Source organism: Streptomyces sp. NPDC091287 (assembly GCF_044768525.1).
Taxonomy (GTDB): domain Bacteria; phylum Actinomycetota; class Actinomycetes; order Streptomycetales; family Streptomycetaceae; genus Streptomyces.
Genome location: NZ_JBIVUV010000012.1, coordinates 17,329 through 32,715, shown reverse-complemented (window position 1 = coordinate 32,715; position 15,387 = coordinate 17,329). Strand labels below are relative to the sequence as shown.

General features: G+C 71.4%; 12 protein-coding genes. 4 read left to right on the top strand and 8 right to left on the bottom strand.

The window, feature by feature from the left end; genetic code table 11:
* Positions 1-62 precede the first annotated feature (62 nt).
* The gene (locus ACIQRW_RS21010) at positions 63-398 is read left to right on the top strand and encodes an Lsr2 family protein (protein ID WP_003968298.1); all 336 of its coding nucleotides are present in this window, start codon (positions 63-65) and stop codon (positions 396-398) included.
* Here ACIQRW_RS21010 and ACIQRW_RS21005 read toward each other — a convergent pair.
* On the bottom strand, positions 377-979 hold the full coding sequence (locus ACIQRW_RS21005) for an SCO3374 family protein (RefSeq protein ID WP_403762389.1): 603 nt from the start codon (positions 977-979) through the stop codon (positions 377-379). The two genes, ACIQRW_RS21010 and ACIQRW_RS21005, sit on opposite strands and share 22 nt — an antisense overlap.
* A 450-nt stretch (positions 980-1,429) precedes the next feature.
* Here ACIQRW_RS21005 and ACIQRW_RS21000 point away from each other — a divergent pair, with 450 nt between their 5' ends.
* Positions 1,430-3,958, top strand: coding sequence for an ATP-dependent Clp protease ATP-binding subunit (locus ACIQRW_RS21000; RefSeq protein WP_228924482.1), 2,529 nt, complete (start codon positions 1,430-1,432; stop codon positions 3,956-3,958).
* A 106-nt stretch (positions 3,959-4,064) separates the two neighbouring features.
* On the opposite strand, the gene ACIQRW_RS20995 is transcribed toward ACIQRW_RS21000, so the two are convergent.
* Positions 4,065-7,319 (bottom strand): NACHT domain-containing protein, encoded by a 3,255-nt coding sequence (locus ACIQRW_RS20995; protein ID WP_403762386.1) that lies wholly within the window; start codon positions 7,317-7,319, stop codon positions 4,065-4,067.
* Complete coding sequence (locus ACIQRW_RS20990; protein ID WP_403762383.1) at positions 7,316-7,702, bottom strand: trypco2 family protein; 387 nt, start codon at positions 7,700-7,702, stop codon at positions 7,316-7,318. The genes ACIQRW_RS20995 and ACIQRW_RS20990 overlap by 4 nt, the downstream gene beginning before the upstream one ends.
* Before the next feature lie 455 nt (positions 7,703-8,157).
* Between ACIQRW_RS20990 and ACIQRW_RS20985 the strand changes: the two genes are divergently transcribed.
* On the top strand, positions 8,158-8,874 hold the full coding sequence (locus ACIQRW_RS20985; RefSeq protein WP_403762380.1) for a M23 family metallopeptidase: 717 nt from the start codon (positions 8,158-8,160) through the stop codon (positions 8,872-8,874).
* Positions 8,875-9,101: 227 nt separating this feature from the next.
* Here ACIQRW_RS20985 and cseC read toward each other — a convergent pair whose 3' ends face one another.
* The 5 genes from cseC to ACIQRW_RS20960 all read right to left on the bottom strand — a co-directional run bounded on the left by cseC (position 9,102) and on the right by ACIQRW_RS20960 (position 13,978).
* On the bottom strand, positions 9,102-10,439 hold the full coding sequence (cseC, locus tag ACIQRW_RS20980) for a two-component system sensor histidine kinase CseC (RefSeq protein WP_403762378.1): 1,338 nt from the start codon (positions 10,437-10,439) through the stop codon (positions 9,102-9,104).
* Between the two features lie 100 nt (positions 10,440-10,539).
* The gene (gene cseB / locus ACIQRW_RS20975) at positions 10,540-11,253 is read right to left on the bottom strand and encodes a two-component system response regulator CseB (protein ID WP_403762375.1); all 714 of its coding nucleotides are present in this window, start codon (positions 11,251-11,253) and stop codon (positions 10,540-10,542) included.
* Positions 11,254-11,317: 64 nt separating this feature from the next.
* Positions 11,318-11,995 (bottom strand): hypothetical protein, encoded by a 678-nt coding sequence (locus ACIQRW_RS20970; protein WP_403762372.1) that lies wholly within the window; start codon positions 11,993-11,995, stop codon positions 11,318-11,320.
* A gap of 224 nt (positions 11,996-12,219) precedes the next feature.
* Positions 12,220-12,891 (bottom strand): SigE family RNA polymerase sigma factor, encoded by a 672-nt coding sequence (locus ACIQRW_RS20965; protein WP_403762369.1) that lies wholly within the window; start codon positions 12,889-12,891, stop codon positions 12,220-12,222.
* A gap of 181 nt (positions 12,892-13,072) precedes the next feature.
* On the bottom strand, positions 13,073-13,978 hold the full coding sequence (locus ACIQRW_RS20960; RefSeq protein WP_403762366.1) for an A/G-specific adenine glycosylase: 906 nt from the start codon (positions 13,976-13,978) through the stop codon (positions 13,073-13,075).
* Positions 13,979-14,270: 292 nt separating this feature from the next.
* Here ACIQRW_RS20960 and ACIQRW_RS20955 point away from each other — a divergent pair, with 292 nt between their 5' ends.
* Entirely contained in the window at positions 14,271-15,032 is a 762-nt protein-coding gene (locus ACIQRW_RS20955; protein WP_403762960.1) for a hypothetical protein, read from the top strand.
* Positions 15,033-15,387: the final 355 nt, after the last annotated feature.

Below are 15,387 nucleotides of genomic sequence, written 5' to 3'. Positions count from 1 at the left end.
GTGTTTTCGAGGGAAAAGCGGTTTCCTTTCCGCGTACTCCATTTTCGATGAAAGGAAATCCCGTGGCACAGAAGGTTCAGGTCCTTCTTGTCGATGACCTCGACGGCGTCGAGGCCGATGAGACCGTCACGTTCGCCCTTGACGGCAAGACGTACGAGATCGACCTCACCACGGCCAACGCGGACAAGCTTCGCGGCCTTCTCGAGCCCTACACCAAGGGTGGACGTCGCACCGGTGGCCGTGCCGCCACGGGCCGTGGCAAGGGCCGCGCCGTGGCCGGCGGTAACAAGGACACCGCGGAAATCCGCCGGTGGGCGCGGGAGAACGGCCACAATGTGAATGACCGCGGCCGCGTTCCCGCCGAGATCCGCGAGGCTTACGAGAAGGCCAACGGCTGATCCGTTCCACCCCTTGTCGGCGCCCCGGAACGGGCGCGTGACAGCAGGACCCGATGGCATTCGGTTGCCGCGGCGTCCACCAGGCGTACGAGATCGGGGGCATCCCCACCGCTGCTCCCGAAGCCCGCGAGGGCCGGCAGCATCCTCTCGGGCGCACGCCTCGGCTCTGGGGGCCGCAGCCACACAGCGGCCCCCGGCGAGTCCCCCGGGGCGCCCGGGAGAGGCGGGGCCGTGACGCGGCCCCCCGCGCCCACGGCGGTCAGGTCCCGTGCGACCGGGCCCCACTCCAGCCAGTCGAGCAGCCCCGGCAGCTCATCGGCGCCGCCCGCGGCGACCAGCAGCCCCATCCGCGTACCGGACAGCAGCACGGGACCGGTGCGCACCCCGCGCCGCAGCACGGCGTGACCGGCCTCGGCGGGCAGCTCCAGCACATCGAAGAGCGCCCCGGTGAGCAGTCGCAGCGGAGTCCGTCCCGCGGTGGCCCAGCCCAGCTCCCTCGCGTACCGCTGAGCGAGTGCGGCATCGGCCGACCCCGGAGCGGCATCGGGTGACGATCGGGGCTGAGGGACGGAGGGAGACATGTCCGATGAACCGCCGAACCACCCCCGGAGTTACGCAGGGTCCCCGGGAAGTCACGTTCAGTCCCGACCGTGGGGGCGCGCGAGAGCATTCAGCAGCGCAAGGATGTTCGCCCGTAGCGGAGGGAACCGGGGCGCGCCGCATGGACTGTCAGTGATTGCGGGTAAGACTTTCCTAGTGGGAAGGGGCGACACGCTGGCCGAGGCGTCTCACGTTCGCCATCGGCGTACTGGCGAAAGGGGTATCTGCCTGGCCTGCGGGAACATCGTCTCGCACCATCGGGTTGGAGCAGTTGTCAGCTGTTCGGCAGTAAGAATCCCCGCCCGGCGCGGGGTGATCCGGACGGATGTCGGCAGTTGGAATGAGCTGTCCCGTCCTGCGGGACTAGCATGCGGAAGGACTGGGAGGGGACCGACCCCTCACTGACCGACCGCTCTGAGGAGCGATTAACGATGTTCGAGAGGTTCACCGACCGCGCGCGGCGGGTTGTCGTCCTGGCTCAGGAAGAAGCCCGGATGCTCAACCACAACTACATCGGCACCGAGCACATCCTCCTGGGCCTGATCCATGAGGGTGAGGGTGTCGCCGCTAAGGCCCTGGAGAGCCTCGGGATTTCGCTCGAGGCGGTCCGCCAGCAGGTGGAGGAGATCATCGGGCAGGGGCAGCAGGCTCCTTCCGGGCACATCCCCTTCACCCCGCGAGCCAAGAAGGTCCTGGAGCTGTCGCTCCGCGAGGCACTTCAGCTGGGCCACAACTACATCGGCACCGAGCACATCCTGCTCGGCCTGATCCGCGAGGGCGAGGGCGTCGCCGCCCAGGTCCTCGTGAAGCTGGGCGCCGACCTGAACCGGGTCCGGCAGCAGGTCATCCAGCTGCTTTCCGGGTATTCGGGCGGCAAGGAGGCGGCCACCGCAGGCGGTCCCGCCGAGGGCACGCCCTCCACGTCCTTGGTGCTCGACCAGTTCGGCCGGAATCTCACCCAGGCCGCTCGTGAGTCCAAGCTCGACCCGGTCATCGGGCGCGAGAAGGAGATCGAGCGGGTCATGCAGGTGCTGTCCCGCCGGACCAAGAACAACCCGGTCCTCATCGGCGAGCCCGGCGTCGGTAAGACGGCGGTCGTCGAGGGCCTGGCCCAGGCGATCGTCAAGGGCGAGGTGCCCGAGACCCTCAAGGACAAGCACCTCTACACCCTGGACCTCGGCGCCCTGGTCGCCGGCTCCCGGTACCGGGGTGACTTCGAGGAGCGCCTGAAGAAGGTCCTCAAGGAGATCCGCACCCGCGGCGACATCATCCTGTTCATCGACGAGCTCCACACGCTCGTCGGCGCGGGTGCCGCGGAAGGCGCCATCGACGCGGCTTCGATCCTGAAGCCCATGCTGGCGCGCGGTGAGCTCCAGACCATCGGCGCCACCACGCTCGACGAGTACCGCAAGCACCTGGAGAAGGACGCCGCTCTCGAGCGCCGCTTCCAGCCCATCCAGGTCGCGGAGCCGTCGCTGCCGCACACCATCGAGATCCTCAAGGGTCTGCGCGACCGTTACGAGGCCCACCACCGGGTCTCCATCACGGACGAGGCGCTGGTCCAGGCCGCGACCCTGGCCGACCGGTACATCTCGGACCGCTTCCTGCCGGACAAGGCGATCGACCTGATCGACGAGGCCGGATCCCGCATGCGCATCCGCCGGATGACCGCGCCGCCGGACCTCCGCGAGTTCGACGAGAAGATCGCGGGCGTCCGCCGCGACAAGGAGTCGGCCATCGACTCCCAGGACTTCGAGAAGGCGGCTTCCCTCCGCGACAAGGAGAAGCAGCTGCTGGCGGCGAAGGCCAAGCGGGAGAAGGAGTGGAAGGCCGGCGACATGGACGTCGTCGCCGAGGTCGACGGCGAGCTCATCGCCGAAGTCCTGGCCACGGCCACCGGAATCCCGGTCTTCAAGCTGACGGAGGAGGAGTCCTCCCGTCTGCTGCGCATGGAGGACGAGCTCCACAAGCGCGTCATCGGGCAGAAGGACGCCATCAAGGCCCTTTCGCAGGCGATCCGCCGTACGCGAGCCGGTCTGAAGGACCCGAAGCGCCCCGGTGGTTCGTTCATCTTCGCCGGTCCGTCCGGTGTCGGTAAGACCGAGCTCTCCAAGACGCTCGCCGAATTCCTCTTCGGCGACGAGGACGCGCTGATCTCCCTCGACATGTCGGAGTTCAGCGAGAAGCACACGGTTTCCCGTCTCTTCGGTTCGCCCCCCGGCTACGTGGGCTACGAGGAGGGCGGGCAGCTCACCGAGAAGGTGCGCCGCAAGCCGTTCTCCGTCGTCCTCTTCGACGAGGTCGAGAAGGCCCACCCCGATATCTTCAATTCCCTGCTCCAGATTCTGGAGGACGGTCGCCTGACCGACTCCCAGGGTCGGGTCGTGGACTTCAAGAACACGGTCATCATCATGACGACCAACCTCGGGACCCGGGACATCTCGAAGGGCTTCAACCTGGGATTCGCCGCCCAGGGCGACGTCAAGACGAACTACGAGCGGATGAAGACCAAGGTCAACGAAGAGCTCAAGCAGCACTTCCGGCCGGAATTCCTCAACCGTGTCGACGACACGGTCGTCTTCCACCAGCTGACCGAGGAAGACATCATCCAGATCGTCGACCTCATGCTCGCCAAGGTCGACGAGCGGCTCCGGGACCGGGACATGGGCATCGAGCTCAGCTCCGAGGCCAAGTCGCTCCTGGCGAAGAAGGGCTACGACCCCGTGATGGGCGCCCGGCCGCTGCGCCGGACGATCCAGCGGCAGATCGAGGACATCCTCTCCGAGAAGATCCTCTTCGGTGAGCTGCGTCCCGGTCACATCGTCGTCGTGGGCACCGAGGGCGAGGGTGACGACATGAAGTTCACCTTCCGCGGCGAGGAGAAGTCGGCTCTGCCCGACGTCCCGCCGATCGAGCAGGCGGCAGGCGGCGCCGGCCCGAACCTCACGAAGGACGCGTGACGCGTGCGTAGGGCGTGAGCCCGAGCGCGTGTGAAGGGGCTGCCCCGGAACCGGTATCCGTACCGGTCCGGGGCAGCCCCTTTTTCCGTCGGCGGCGAGGACCGGGTCAGTAGGTGAGGACCCTGAGCCGGTCGCCCAGCTGCTCCCACCCGAGGAGCAGCGGGGTGTGGCCCCTGCGGACCGTCACCTGGAGACCGGGTGACGCGAGCAGGGGCGTCAGGTCGAGCTCGGGGTCCGAGCGGCGTGCGGTCAGGGTGAGATGGGTGAGCCCGGGGAAGAGCAGACCGGGCAGCGTCAGGTTGGCGCTGTTCTGCGGGGCCGTGATGGTCAGCTCCCTGAGCGACGGGACCGGCCGGTCGTCGGAGACCAGCCCCTTCCAGGAGGTGGAGCCGAGCCTGAGCCGCGTGATCCGGCCGTGCTGCCGCACCGCGTCCACCGCGTCGTCGAGCGAGACGGCCCGGGAGACCTGGAGATCCCGGAGGGACTCCCAGGCGGCGAGACCGTCCAGGGCCACCGGGCGGTCGCTGCTCACTTTCAGATGCCTCACCCCGGGATGGACGGGGATCCGGCTCACCTGGCCCGACGCGAGGCGGCTGATCTCCAGATAGCTCAGCGCCGCAAAACCGGTGACCGGGGCCAGGAAATCGGCGGGGCGGCCCATCATGTCCACGCTCAGTGCGACGAGCGAACCCAGCGTGGCCAGGGGCGCGAGGCTCTGCACCGCGGGGCAGGTGTCCAGCCCCAGCTGCTGGAGCGTGCCCGCTTGCGCGCCGAGCGCGGAGAGGTCGGTGACGTGCGGGTTCATATGGAGGTAGAGAACTTCCAGCCGGAGTTCCGTGAGGGCCGCACGGAGCTCGTCCTGCGGCAGTTCGCCGGAGATGACGAGGTGTCTCAGCGACGGGAGATGGCGCAGGGCGCCGAGCTGAGCCCGCTGGGCCAGCACGAAGTGCGCGGCGAGGTCGTAGTGGGCCAGCACATCGGCGGCGAACTCCTCCGGCGGGAAGGCGGACCAGTTCGTCGCCAGGCGGCTGACCGCGGACGGATGTGCGGCCGACCATTCCCGGGCGTGCGGGATGGCCGCGCTGCCGCCGATCCTGCCGAGCAACTGCACCACGTGCCGGGCGAGCGGGCCGTCCGCCGCCAAGCTCCCGGGCGGCGGCAGGAAGGCCAGCGCCGATTCGCCGAGCCGGGCGAGCGCGTGCACCTGGTCGTCGTCGGCGGGCGGGAACAGCGCTTGCACGGTGTGCCGGACCCGTTCCCGTACCGGGCCGTCCAGCCAGGCCGCGTGCTGCGCGCACAGAGCGGCGAGGACATGCAGGGTGGTGCGCTGGGCGGACCCCTCCGCGTGCGCCTCGCCCACGTCCAGTAACCCGCCCACCAGCACGGCGAGTTCGCGTCGGCCGCAGTGACCGGCCGCGAGCAGGATCACGTCCTGCCAGGGTTCCTCGTCCGCGTGCCGCAGCAGCTCGCCCAGGTGATCGTCCTCGATGAGTTCCTTCGCGGCCAGATAGTCCTGGAACGTGCGGTGGACGAACTGATAGATGTCGTCGCCGTGTTCCTGGAGGAGGCCGCTGCGGTTGAGGAGGTGGGTGAGGATCTTCTCGGGCGGCCCCTGCGCGCTCACCCGCTCCATTCCCGCCAGCCCGCGCGCGAGTTGGCGCAGTGCCTGGTCGCGGGTGCACTCCGACTGGCCCTCGCGGACCAGCCAGACGGCGACGCGCTGGAGGAGCTGGGTGTGCTCCTCCAGCTCCAGGTCGATGCCCTCGGGGGCCCCGATCCGACGGCGTCGGTCGCGGTTGCCGAGGAGCATTTCCAGCGCCGAGCGGTACAGCTGCCAGCGGGTCTCCGGGAGGAATCCGTCGCGGCGGCGGTGCAGGGCGCAGATCACCGCGCAGAGCAGCGGCGTGCGGGCCAGGTCGCGCAGCGTGGGGTTCAGCTCGAACTGGCGGGAGAGATCGCGTTCGAGTTCGTCGAGCCGTTCGTGGTCGTCCTGCTCGGACAGCCGGGCGGCCCAGTGCCAGGAGGACACGAAGGTCTGGATGTCCTCGTTCCGCATCGGCAGCAGCCGCAACTCCTCGAACCCTTCGGACCGCAGCCAGTCCGGCTCGACGGCAAGCGGTCGTACGGTCGCGACGCAGCGGGTGTCCGGGTAGCGGGCCAAGAGCTGCGCGAGCCAGGTGTGCGCCTGTTCGCGGTCCTCCGGTGGTACCTCGTCCAAGCCGTCCACCAGCAGTAACGCCCGCCCGGACTCCAGGGCCCGGCCCGCCCAGCCCTCCGGGGCCGCATCGATCACCAGGCCCGCCGCCCCCGACAGCTCCGCCGGGCTCGGGAACGTACCGCCGCGGGCGCGCAGCGTGCGCAGGGGCACCACGAAGGGGATCAGGCCGTTCAGGGGGGCCAGGGCGTCGACCAGGGTCCGGGCCGACGCGTGCGAGGCGAGCCACCACAGCAGGGTCGTCTTGCCCGCGCCCGCCTCGCCGCGCAGCAGGACCCGGGGACGGCCGGTGAGAAGGGCGTCGATGCGCTGGGGAAGGGACCGGGTGGGGCCCGTGGCGCGGGCCGACGGGGCCTGCGCCAGGGCCTCCAGGCTGAGGTAGGCGGTGTCCAGGTCCCACTCGGAGTCGTGCCGGCTCAGCTCGTCGAGGCCGAAGATCTTCGTACGGCGGTACGCGACGCCGAGCGCCTGGGCGTACTCCGCCTCGTACCGCAGATCTCGCGGGAAGCTGCCGTGCACCCGTTCGTGGCGCAGGTCGATCCCGGTCCGCTGGTAGACGAGGCGGAAGGGCTTCGCCGCCAGGACCGGGGCGAGCGGTACGCACTCGACCCGGCGGCCGTCGCGCTGCCGCGGGACCTGCCGGGCGACGCCCAGCAGCACGTCGCCCATGAAGACCGGGCCGCCGGAGAGCCCGGACAGCGCGGCGGTCGCGTCGTCCGGGTCCGCGGGGGGCGGGCCGTCGAGATCGCAGACCAGCAGGTCGCGGACCCGGCCCGCCAGGGGCAGGACCGTCGCCGTGTACTGGTCCGCCTCCAGCCGCCCGTCCCGGCCGTAGCGCTGGATGCGCGGGAAGCCGGTGATCTCGCAGCCCGGTATCGCCTGGCGGGTGTCGACCACGCCGAGGCGTACGGGCGGAACGTCCCGTACGGGCTCGACGGCCTCCAGCAGCGCCACGTCCAGCCGGTAGTCGATCCAGGCGACGGTCGCCCGCACCCGGTCCGGGAGGGCGGGGTGCGCGATGGAGACGGACCCGGACTTGACCACATGGGCGCAGGTCAGGACCAGCCGGTCGGTGAGCAGGACGCCGCTGCCCTGCTGGACCGCGGAGACGACCACCGTGCGGTCGGCCAGCGGCACCGTGCTCACGGCCTCGCCGCCCCGTCACCGAACCCCGCGGTGGATCCGTCGTCCTCCGTCCCGATCTCCCAGGCCTCGCCTGTCGCGGCGTTGCGCGGGGTCAGGGTGAAGGCCACCTTGTGCGTGCGGCCCGTGGTGCGTGCGGCGTCCGCGCCCGCCTCGACCACCCACGCCTTCACCTTGCCGCCCGCCTTGGCCTCCCGGCGCAGTTCGAGGGTGAACTCCATCTGGATGTCGCCGACCGCGAAGGAGACCGGGTGGTCCGTGGCCCGGGTCGCCGCGTCGATGAGCTGGTTGCGGATGGACGCGACGGCATCGGCGAGCTCGATGCCGTCCAGCGCGTGGCTGTCCGGTGCGTGGGCGTCCGGTACGTGGGTGTTCTCGGCCGTCATGGGGTCCCCCGGGGTGCGGTGCCGCTTTCCCGTCAGCGTAGTGAAGTAGCAGGCCGAAGGTCCCGAATCGGAAGGACTTAGGGCCCACCGGCGGTGACAAGGCGCACAGCCCGAAACAGGCCTACTACCCGGGCTAGGAGAAAGGGCCGTGATCGGCCGCGGGACCTTCGGCCCGGCGTCGACGGGCCCTTCCGAGGTTCTGGGCGATACGGCCCTTTCGCGGTGCCATGTCAGGAAAGAGCCCCACGGAACAGGCGTTAAACGTCTTCCGTGTGAAGGATTCCGTGGCCGCGAGACCTTCCCGTATGAGGACAAGCGCGACGAATTCCCCCAGCCCTCTCTACGGCTTTTCTTCGTAGATGGGGTGTTTGAGCCCCGGCGGGGGTGCGGGTTACCAAGGTGGAGCAAGCCCGGACAGCACGCCGGGTCCACTCACCTTCGGAGGACTTCCTCGTATGAAGCGCGCAACGAACCAGCACACCATCCGCCCGTCCGCCTTCCGCGTCCGTGGCGCCGTCCTGGCCGCCGGCCTGGGAGCGTCCGTGGTGCTGGGTGCCGGAACGGCGTTCGCCTCCAGCGGCAGCGAGGCCGCCGCGGCTCCCCTGGCCGCGGGCACGACCGCCAACTCCGTCGCCGCGCAGGCGACCGCGCAGGGCAAGGCCGCCGACGCGGCCAAGAAGGCGGCCGCGACGAAGGCCTCCGACGCGAAGAAGAAGGCCGAGGACAAGAAGAAGGCCGCGAAGAAGAACGCCGCCTCCTGGAAGACCCCGGTCAAGAAGTACACGCTGAGCGCCAGCTACGGCACCGGTGGCGCCCGCTGGGCCGCCAAGCACTCCGGCCAGGACTTCGCCGTGCCGATCGGCACCACGGTCACGGCCGTCCACAAGGGCACCGTCGTGAAGGCCGGCCCGAACGGCGCCGGCGACGGCCCCGCGTACGGCAACGCCGTCGTGATCAAGCACTCCAACGGCAAGTACTCGCAGTACGCGCACCTGTCGAAGGTCAACGTGAAGGTCGGCGAGCAGGTCAAGACGGGCGAGAAGATCGCCCTGTCCGGCAACACCGGAAACTCCAGCGGCCCGCACCTGCACTTCGAGATCCGCACCAGCCCGAACTACGGCTCGGCGCTGAACCCGGCCGCGTTCCTCCGCTCGGTGCACGTCTCCATCTGATCCGGCCGGCCTGACCGCGCGGCCCCGCCGGAGCCCGGCACCGTCCGGAGCCCGGCACCTGGTCGGACGCGCAGCACAACCGAAAAGAGTCAGTGGACCCGTTACACCCCGGTACCCGGGGCGTGCGCCCGGGTCACCCGTCCGACGGCGACGTCGAGGACAGCCTCACGGCTCACTCCTCGGGGTCGCCGTCGGCGTTCCACCACACCGCCCACCGGGCGCCCGGCTCAGTGCGACGCCTGCCGCTGGTCCGCCATCCGCAGCACCGGGAAGCTCCCGGTGACCGTCGGCGCGTGCTCCGGCAGCCACAGCACCGCGATCGCCCCGCCCGTGCCCTGCGCCGCGCCCGAGGGCGCCGCGTTGCGGAAGGTCAGCCGGGCCCCCAGCACTCTTGCCTGGCCCGCCGCGATCGTCAGGCCGAGACCGTGCCCGTGCCCGGCCCGGTCCATGCTTCCGGTACGGAACCGGCTCGGCCCGTCCCGCAGCAGCTCCTCCGGGAATCCCGGACCGTGGTCGCGGACCCGCACCACCCGGCCCTCGACCGTGACCTCCACCGGGGTCGAGCCGTGCTTGGCGGCGTTCCCCAGCAGATTGCCCAGGATGCGCTCCAGCCGGCGCGGATCGGTGGAGACCCACGACTCGTGCACCACCCGCACGGTCACCTCGGGGTTCAGCAGCCCTATCCGGCGGCTGACGAACTCGCCGAGCGGCAGCTCCTGGAGCTCCGCCCGCTCCGAGGCGCTGTCCAGGCGCGCCACCTCCAGCACGTCCTCGACCAGTGTCCGCATCGCCTGGGCCCGGTCCCGTACCAGCTCGGTGGGGCGGCCCGGCGGCAGCAGCTCGGCCGCCGTGAGCAGCCCGGTCACCGGGGTACGCAGCTCATGGGCGATGTCCGCGGTGACCCGGCGCTCCGCCTCGATCCGCTCGTTCAGCGCGTCGGTCAGCGCGTCGACCGCCCGCGCCAGCTCGTCGGTCTCGTCGCGGACGACCCCGCCGACGGCCTCCCTGACCCGTACGTCCGTCTGCCCCTGGGCGACCCGGCCCGCCGCTGCCGCCGCCTTGCGCAGCCGGCGCGAGAGCTGGCCGCCGATGAGGACCCCGAGCGCGCAGCCGCCGAAGACCACCGAGACCGAGCCGATGATCAGGGCCCGGTCCAGGTCGTCCATGATCGTGGCGGAGCGGTTCGCGAACCGGGAGTGCAGCGAGAGCACGTCCCCGCCCGCCAGCGGCACCGCCGCCCAGACCTCGGGGACCCCGTCGGGCCCCTGCGTCACATGGGTGGCCCGGCGGTTCTTGCGGACCTCGTCGCGCAGGCTCGGCGGGATCCTCGGGTCGTTGAGCTTCGCCCCGAACTTCGGCCCGCCCTTCTGCATGCTCGTCGCCTCGTAGAACCGCTGGGCGCCCAGCAGCCGCTCCAGCTGCACCTCGCGGGCGTTCTCGATCATCGAGACGCGGGCCGCGTTGTGCACCACGAGGCTCAGCGCCACCGCGACGAGCGCGCCCACCGCCGCGATGGCGATGCTGATCTTCCAGCGGACTCCGGTCCGCAGGGCCAGTCGCTTCATGCGCGCCCCACCGTCCGCTCCGTCCGCTCGGCCCGCTCGGCCCGCTCGGTCCGCTCCGTCCTCTGGGCCCTCTCGGTCCGCTGCGTCCTCTCGGGCCTCTTCATCCGCGCAGCTTGTAGCCGAAGCCGCGGACCGTATCGATCCGGTCCTGGCCGATCTTGGTGCGCAGCCGCTGGACGTGGACGTCCACGACCCGGGTGTCGCCGCCCCAGCCGTAGTCCCAGACCCGCTCCAGGAGCTTGTCGCGGGACAGGACGGTGCCCGGCGCGGACGAGAACTCCAGCAGCAGCCGCATCTCGGTGGGCGTCAGCGCCACCTGCTCACCGGCGCGCCGCACCTCCATGCCGTCCGTGTCGACCTCCAGATCACCGAAGACCAGCACCCCGCCGAACGTCTCGGCGTCCCCGTCCGCACCGCCCTGGCCCAGCCCGTCCGGCCCGGCCGCGTGGCCGAAGCGCCGCAGCACCGCCCGGATGCGAGCCACCAGGACCGCCCCGTCGAAGGGCTTGGTGACGTAGTCGTCCGCCCCGGCCTCCAGGCCCAGCACCACGTCGATCGAGTCGGCCCGCGCGGAGAGCATGATCACCGGGACGGTCGACTCGTCCCGGATGCGGCGGCACAGGCTCACCCCGTCAAGACCCGGCACCATCACGTCGAGCAGGGCGATGTCCGGCCGGTCGGCGCGGAACGCCTCCAGACCGGAGAGCCCGTCGGGCATCGCGGTGACCGTGAAGCCGACCCGCTCCAGGGCGAGCTGGGTGGCCTCGCGGATGACGTCGTCGTCCTCGACGAAGAGGACGTGGGTCTCGGCCATGGGGCTGCTTCTCGCTTTCCGTTCCCGCCCGGTTCCACCGGCACGGCTTCGTGCCTGCCCGGTCTCAATTCCTGCCCTGCTCCACCGGCGCCTCCGACGGAACCGGTTCCACCGGGTCCACCGGCTCCGACTGCACCGGCAGGTCACCGTCCGTGCCCTCGACGGCACGGCTGAAGTCGTTGTGCACCCGGTCGTGCTCGGTGAAGCGGTCGCTCGCCCAACGGTAGGTGACCACCTCCGAGCCGGACGGGTACGCCAGCGGATCCTTCGACCCGTAGACCTGGGTCGTCACCACCAGGTCGCCCCGGTCGATCGTTCCGTAGACGGCGGGGACCTCGGCCGCGAAGACGTTCTTGTACGAGCCGTCGCCGTCCGCCCGGTACACATACGTTCCGACGCCCACCGAGTCGGCGCAGCTCATCACGTTGACCACCACGTCGGCGGCCCGGCCGCCCGTCATCGACCCGTAGGAGGTGTCGATCGGATAGGCCTTGCCCGCGCAGGGCTTGAGCCCGTCCCTGACCTGCTCGCCCACCTTGGGGTCGCCCTTGAGCAGCCGCACGGCGTCGACCCGCCTGACGGGCGGGGTCGTACCGGAAGGGCTGGCCCGGGGGGTGATCTGGGCGACCGGCTGGCTGCCGGCGGGGCCCTCGTCCCGGGTGCCGGTGCCGCCCGTGGAGCAGCCGACGCCGAACAGCCCGAAGGCGACGAGTCCGGCCAAGGCCGTGCCACTCGCCGCCATACCGCTCCGGAACCCCCGGCTCCGGCCCGATCTCCCCGGATCGTCGCCGTCGTCCGAGCCCCCGGAACCACTCCCGGATGAACCACTCAGGGAGGATCTGCTTGAGGAGGAACCACTCAGGGAGGAGTTACTCAAGGAGGAATCACTCGACGCAGGGCCACTCCCGGAAACGCTGCCCAGGGAATCGTCCCCGAAGCCGCCCCCGCCGCCGCCGCTGCTGCCACTCAGGCCGCGCACCGCTCCATCCCCCGCTCGTCGTGACGCCCGTTGCGCTGCGCCGGTGTGTGGGCCCTCGCCCCCGGCGCCGTCGTGACGGGCGACCGCTGGGCGGGGACACGGGCGGAGGTGACCGGCGCTGCGCTCCGGTGGCCCCCGGTCTCCCGGGCGACCGCCTCGCGGCTGACCAGATCGCGGCTCTCCAGCTCCTGGCGCAGTCGTGCCAGGGCCCGGTGCAGCGTGCTCTTGACCGTACCGGCCGACATACCGAGCGCCGCGGCCGTCTCCTCCGTGCTCATCTGCTCCCAGTGTCGCAGCACGACGACGCTGCGCTGCTTGGGAGCGAGAATGCCCAGGATGTCCATCAGCAGGGCGCGGTCGGCGCGCTGCTCGCTGCCGTCCTCGACACTCGCGTCGGGCAGCTGCTCGGTCGGGACCTCTTCGAGCTTGCGCGCCCGCCACCACTCCGTACGGGTGTTGATCATGACGCGGCGCAGATAGGCGTCGGCCAGCGACTTGTCGGCGATGCCGTCCCAGCGGCCGTAGGTGCGCACCAGGGCGGTCTGGAGCAGGTCCTGGGCATCCACAGGGTCGGGAACCAGACGGCGCGCGCTGCGCAGCAGCGCCTCCTGCCGTGTGCGTACGTAGTCCTCGAACGCGAGCACCTCGCCCTGCGCCATGACAACCGCCTCCGTCCCCGAACATCCCCGTGTCACCGCCGGGCCGCGGGTGTTCCGCGGTCCGGCCGTCCTGCTGTCGGAGACGCTACGGAGGCGTTGTCACGGCGATGTGCGGAGCAGCCGTAGGCCGGTGCACGGCTGCCCATCGGTTGTGTAACAGTGCAGGAGAAGACCCCGGGGATCAGGTCAGCGGCAGCCGGTACCGGCCGTCGGCCAGCGGCTCGACCAGTCCGTCGGCCACCAGCCCGTCCAGCGCACGGGCCCGCTGCACCGGCTCCTCCCACACCGCGTCCAGCGCGGCCCCGGCCACGGGGCTCACCGAGTCCCGCAACACCGCCAGCAGCCGCCCGCGCACCTGGCGGTCGGTGCCGGCGTACGTCTGGCCCTTGCGCGGCGGACCCTGGTGCGCGGGCTTCCCGGCCAGCCGCCAGGCGCACCGCGAGGCGATCGGGCACCGGTCGCAGTCCTCGTTGCGCGCGGTGCACACGAGGGCGCCCAGCTCCATCGTGGCCGCCGCCCAGCGCGCCGCACGCTCGTCCTCCTCGGGCAGCAGCGCCCGCGCGAGCTTGCGCTCGGCGGCCGTGGTCGCGTTCGGCGGGTACTGGACCCCGGACGCGGCGCGGGCGAACACCCGGCGGACGTTCGTGTCGAGCACCGCGTGCCGCTGTCCGTACGCGAACGAGGCCACGGCCGCCGCCGTGTACTCGCCGATCCCGGGCAGCGCCAGCAGCTGGGCGTGTTCGCTCGGCACATCGCCGCCGTGTCGTTCCGTTATCGCCTGCGCGGCCCCGTGCAGGCGCAGCGCGCGGCGCGGATAGCCGAGCCGGCCCCAGGCGCGGACCGCCTCCCCGGGCGCCTCGGCGGCCAGGTCGGCGGGGCGTGGCCAGCGGGCGAGCCACTGTTCGTACACCGGGAGGACCCGGCTCACCGGGGTCTGCTGCAGCATGAACTCGCTGACCATCACCGACCAGGCGCCCGCTTCGGGGCGGCGCCAGGGCAGATCGCGGGCATGCTGCTCGAACCACCCGATGACGGGGGCGTGGAGGGAGGCGGCGGGGGGCGTCTGTGTCGAAGTCATGGCAGTCATCGCACGGACGATCCTGGCACGGAAGAGGGAGCGGCGGTCACGGGCACGGGAGTGTCGGCCCACGCGGCGGCCCAGGGGGTGACAACGCCACCCGTTCTGTCCCCTGTGACCGGATCCCCGTGATGATGATCGGCAAAACTTGCTGCCGGAGCGGCGGGTGGGGCCTGAGTCGGCCCGGATCTCTCGTAGAGTTCGGGACGTGGGATCTATGCGCAATCCGGTCGGTCCGCTTCCCTCCAGCATCTACTGGCGACGAAGGGCGGTAGCGGGACTTCTGGTTGCGCTGCTCGCCGTGTTGGTCGCCTGGGGCGTGACGTCCGGAGGCGGCGGGGGAAGCCGGAACGACGGCAAGTCCGGCGGCTCCGATCCGATCGAGTCGATCACTCCCGGGCCGTCGGGCTCGGGCCCCGCGATCAGCCAACAGCCGGGCGGCCGCGACGAGTCGGGTGAGGACGGCGGCTCCGGGGGCTCCGGCGGACCGGGCGGCTCCGACGGTGGCGCGGGCGCGTCCTCCGGCGGCGCGGGCGAAGGGGCTTCGTCCGACGGGGCGTCAACGGGCGGCGCGGACACGGGCGGTGCGGACACGGCCGGTTCGGGTGCGGGCGGCGGCGGCACGGCGGGCCAACAGGTCCCGGCCGGCTCCCCTCTCCCCGAGTGCAAGCCCGACGCGGTGCGGTTGAGCCTGCGGACGAAGGTCAGTTACGGCCCCGACGACAAGCCGAAGTTCGAACTGATCGCCAAGAACACCTCGTCGGCCGCGTGCAAGGCCGACCTCGGGCCGAAGAGCGCGGTCCTCACGGTGACCGAGGCGGGCGGCGAGGACGACGATCCGATCTGGTCCTCGAAGGACTGCCCCGCCGCGGCCGGTCCGCTGTTCCTGAAGGTTCCGGGGGGCGCGACGGTGATCCACACGGTCGACTGGAACCGCAGCTTGTCCGCCCCCGGCTGTGCGACCCCGCCGGCCGGCAAGGCCGGCCCGGGAACGTACCTCCTGGAAGCGAAGACCCCCGGCGGACCGGTCCAGCGAGCCTCTTTCGTCCTCGCGAAGGACTGACCGGCGCCCACTCAAGCCCGTCCGGCGTTTGAGGACGAAGCCGTGCGGGCGGGCGGGCGAAGCGCCTATGGGGCCGGGCGGGCCCGTTGATCCCAGCCTGTCCGGCGTTTGAGGACGGAACCGTCCACACGGACGAGCGAAGTGCCCACGGGGCCGGGCGGGCCCGTTGATCCCAGCCCGTCCGGCGTTTGAGGACGGAACCGTGCAGGCGGGCGGGCGAAGTGCCCACGGGGCCGGGCGGGCCCGTTGATCCCAGCCCGTCCGGCGTTTGAGGACGGAACCGTCCACACGGACGAGCGAAGTGCCCACGGGGCCGGGCGGGCCCGTTGATCCCAGCCCGTCCGGCGTTTGAGGT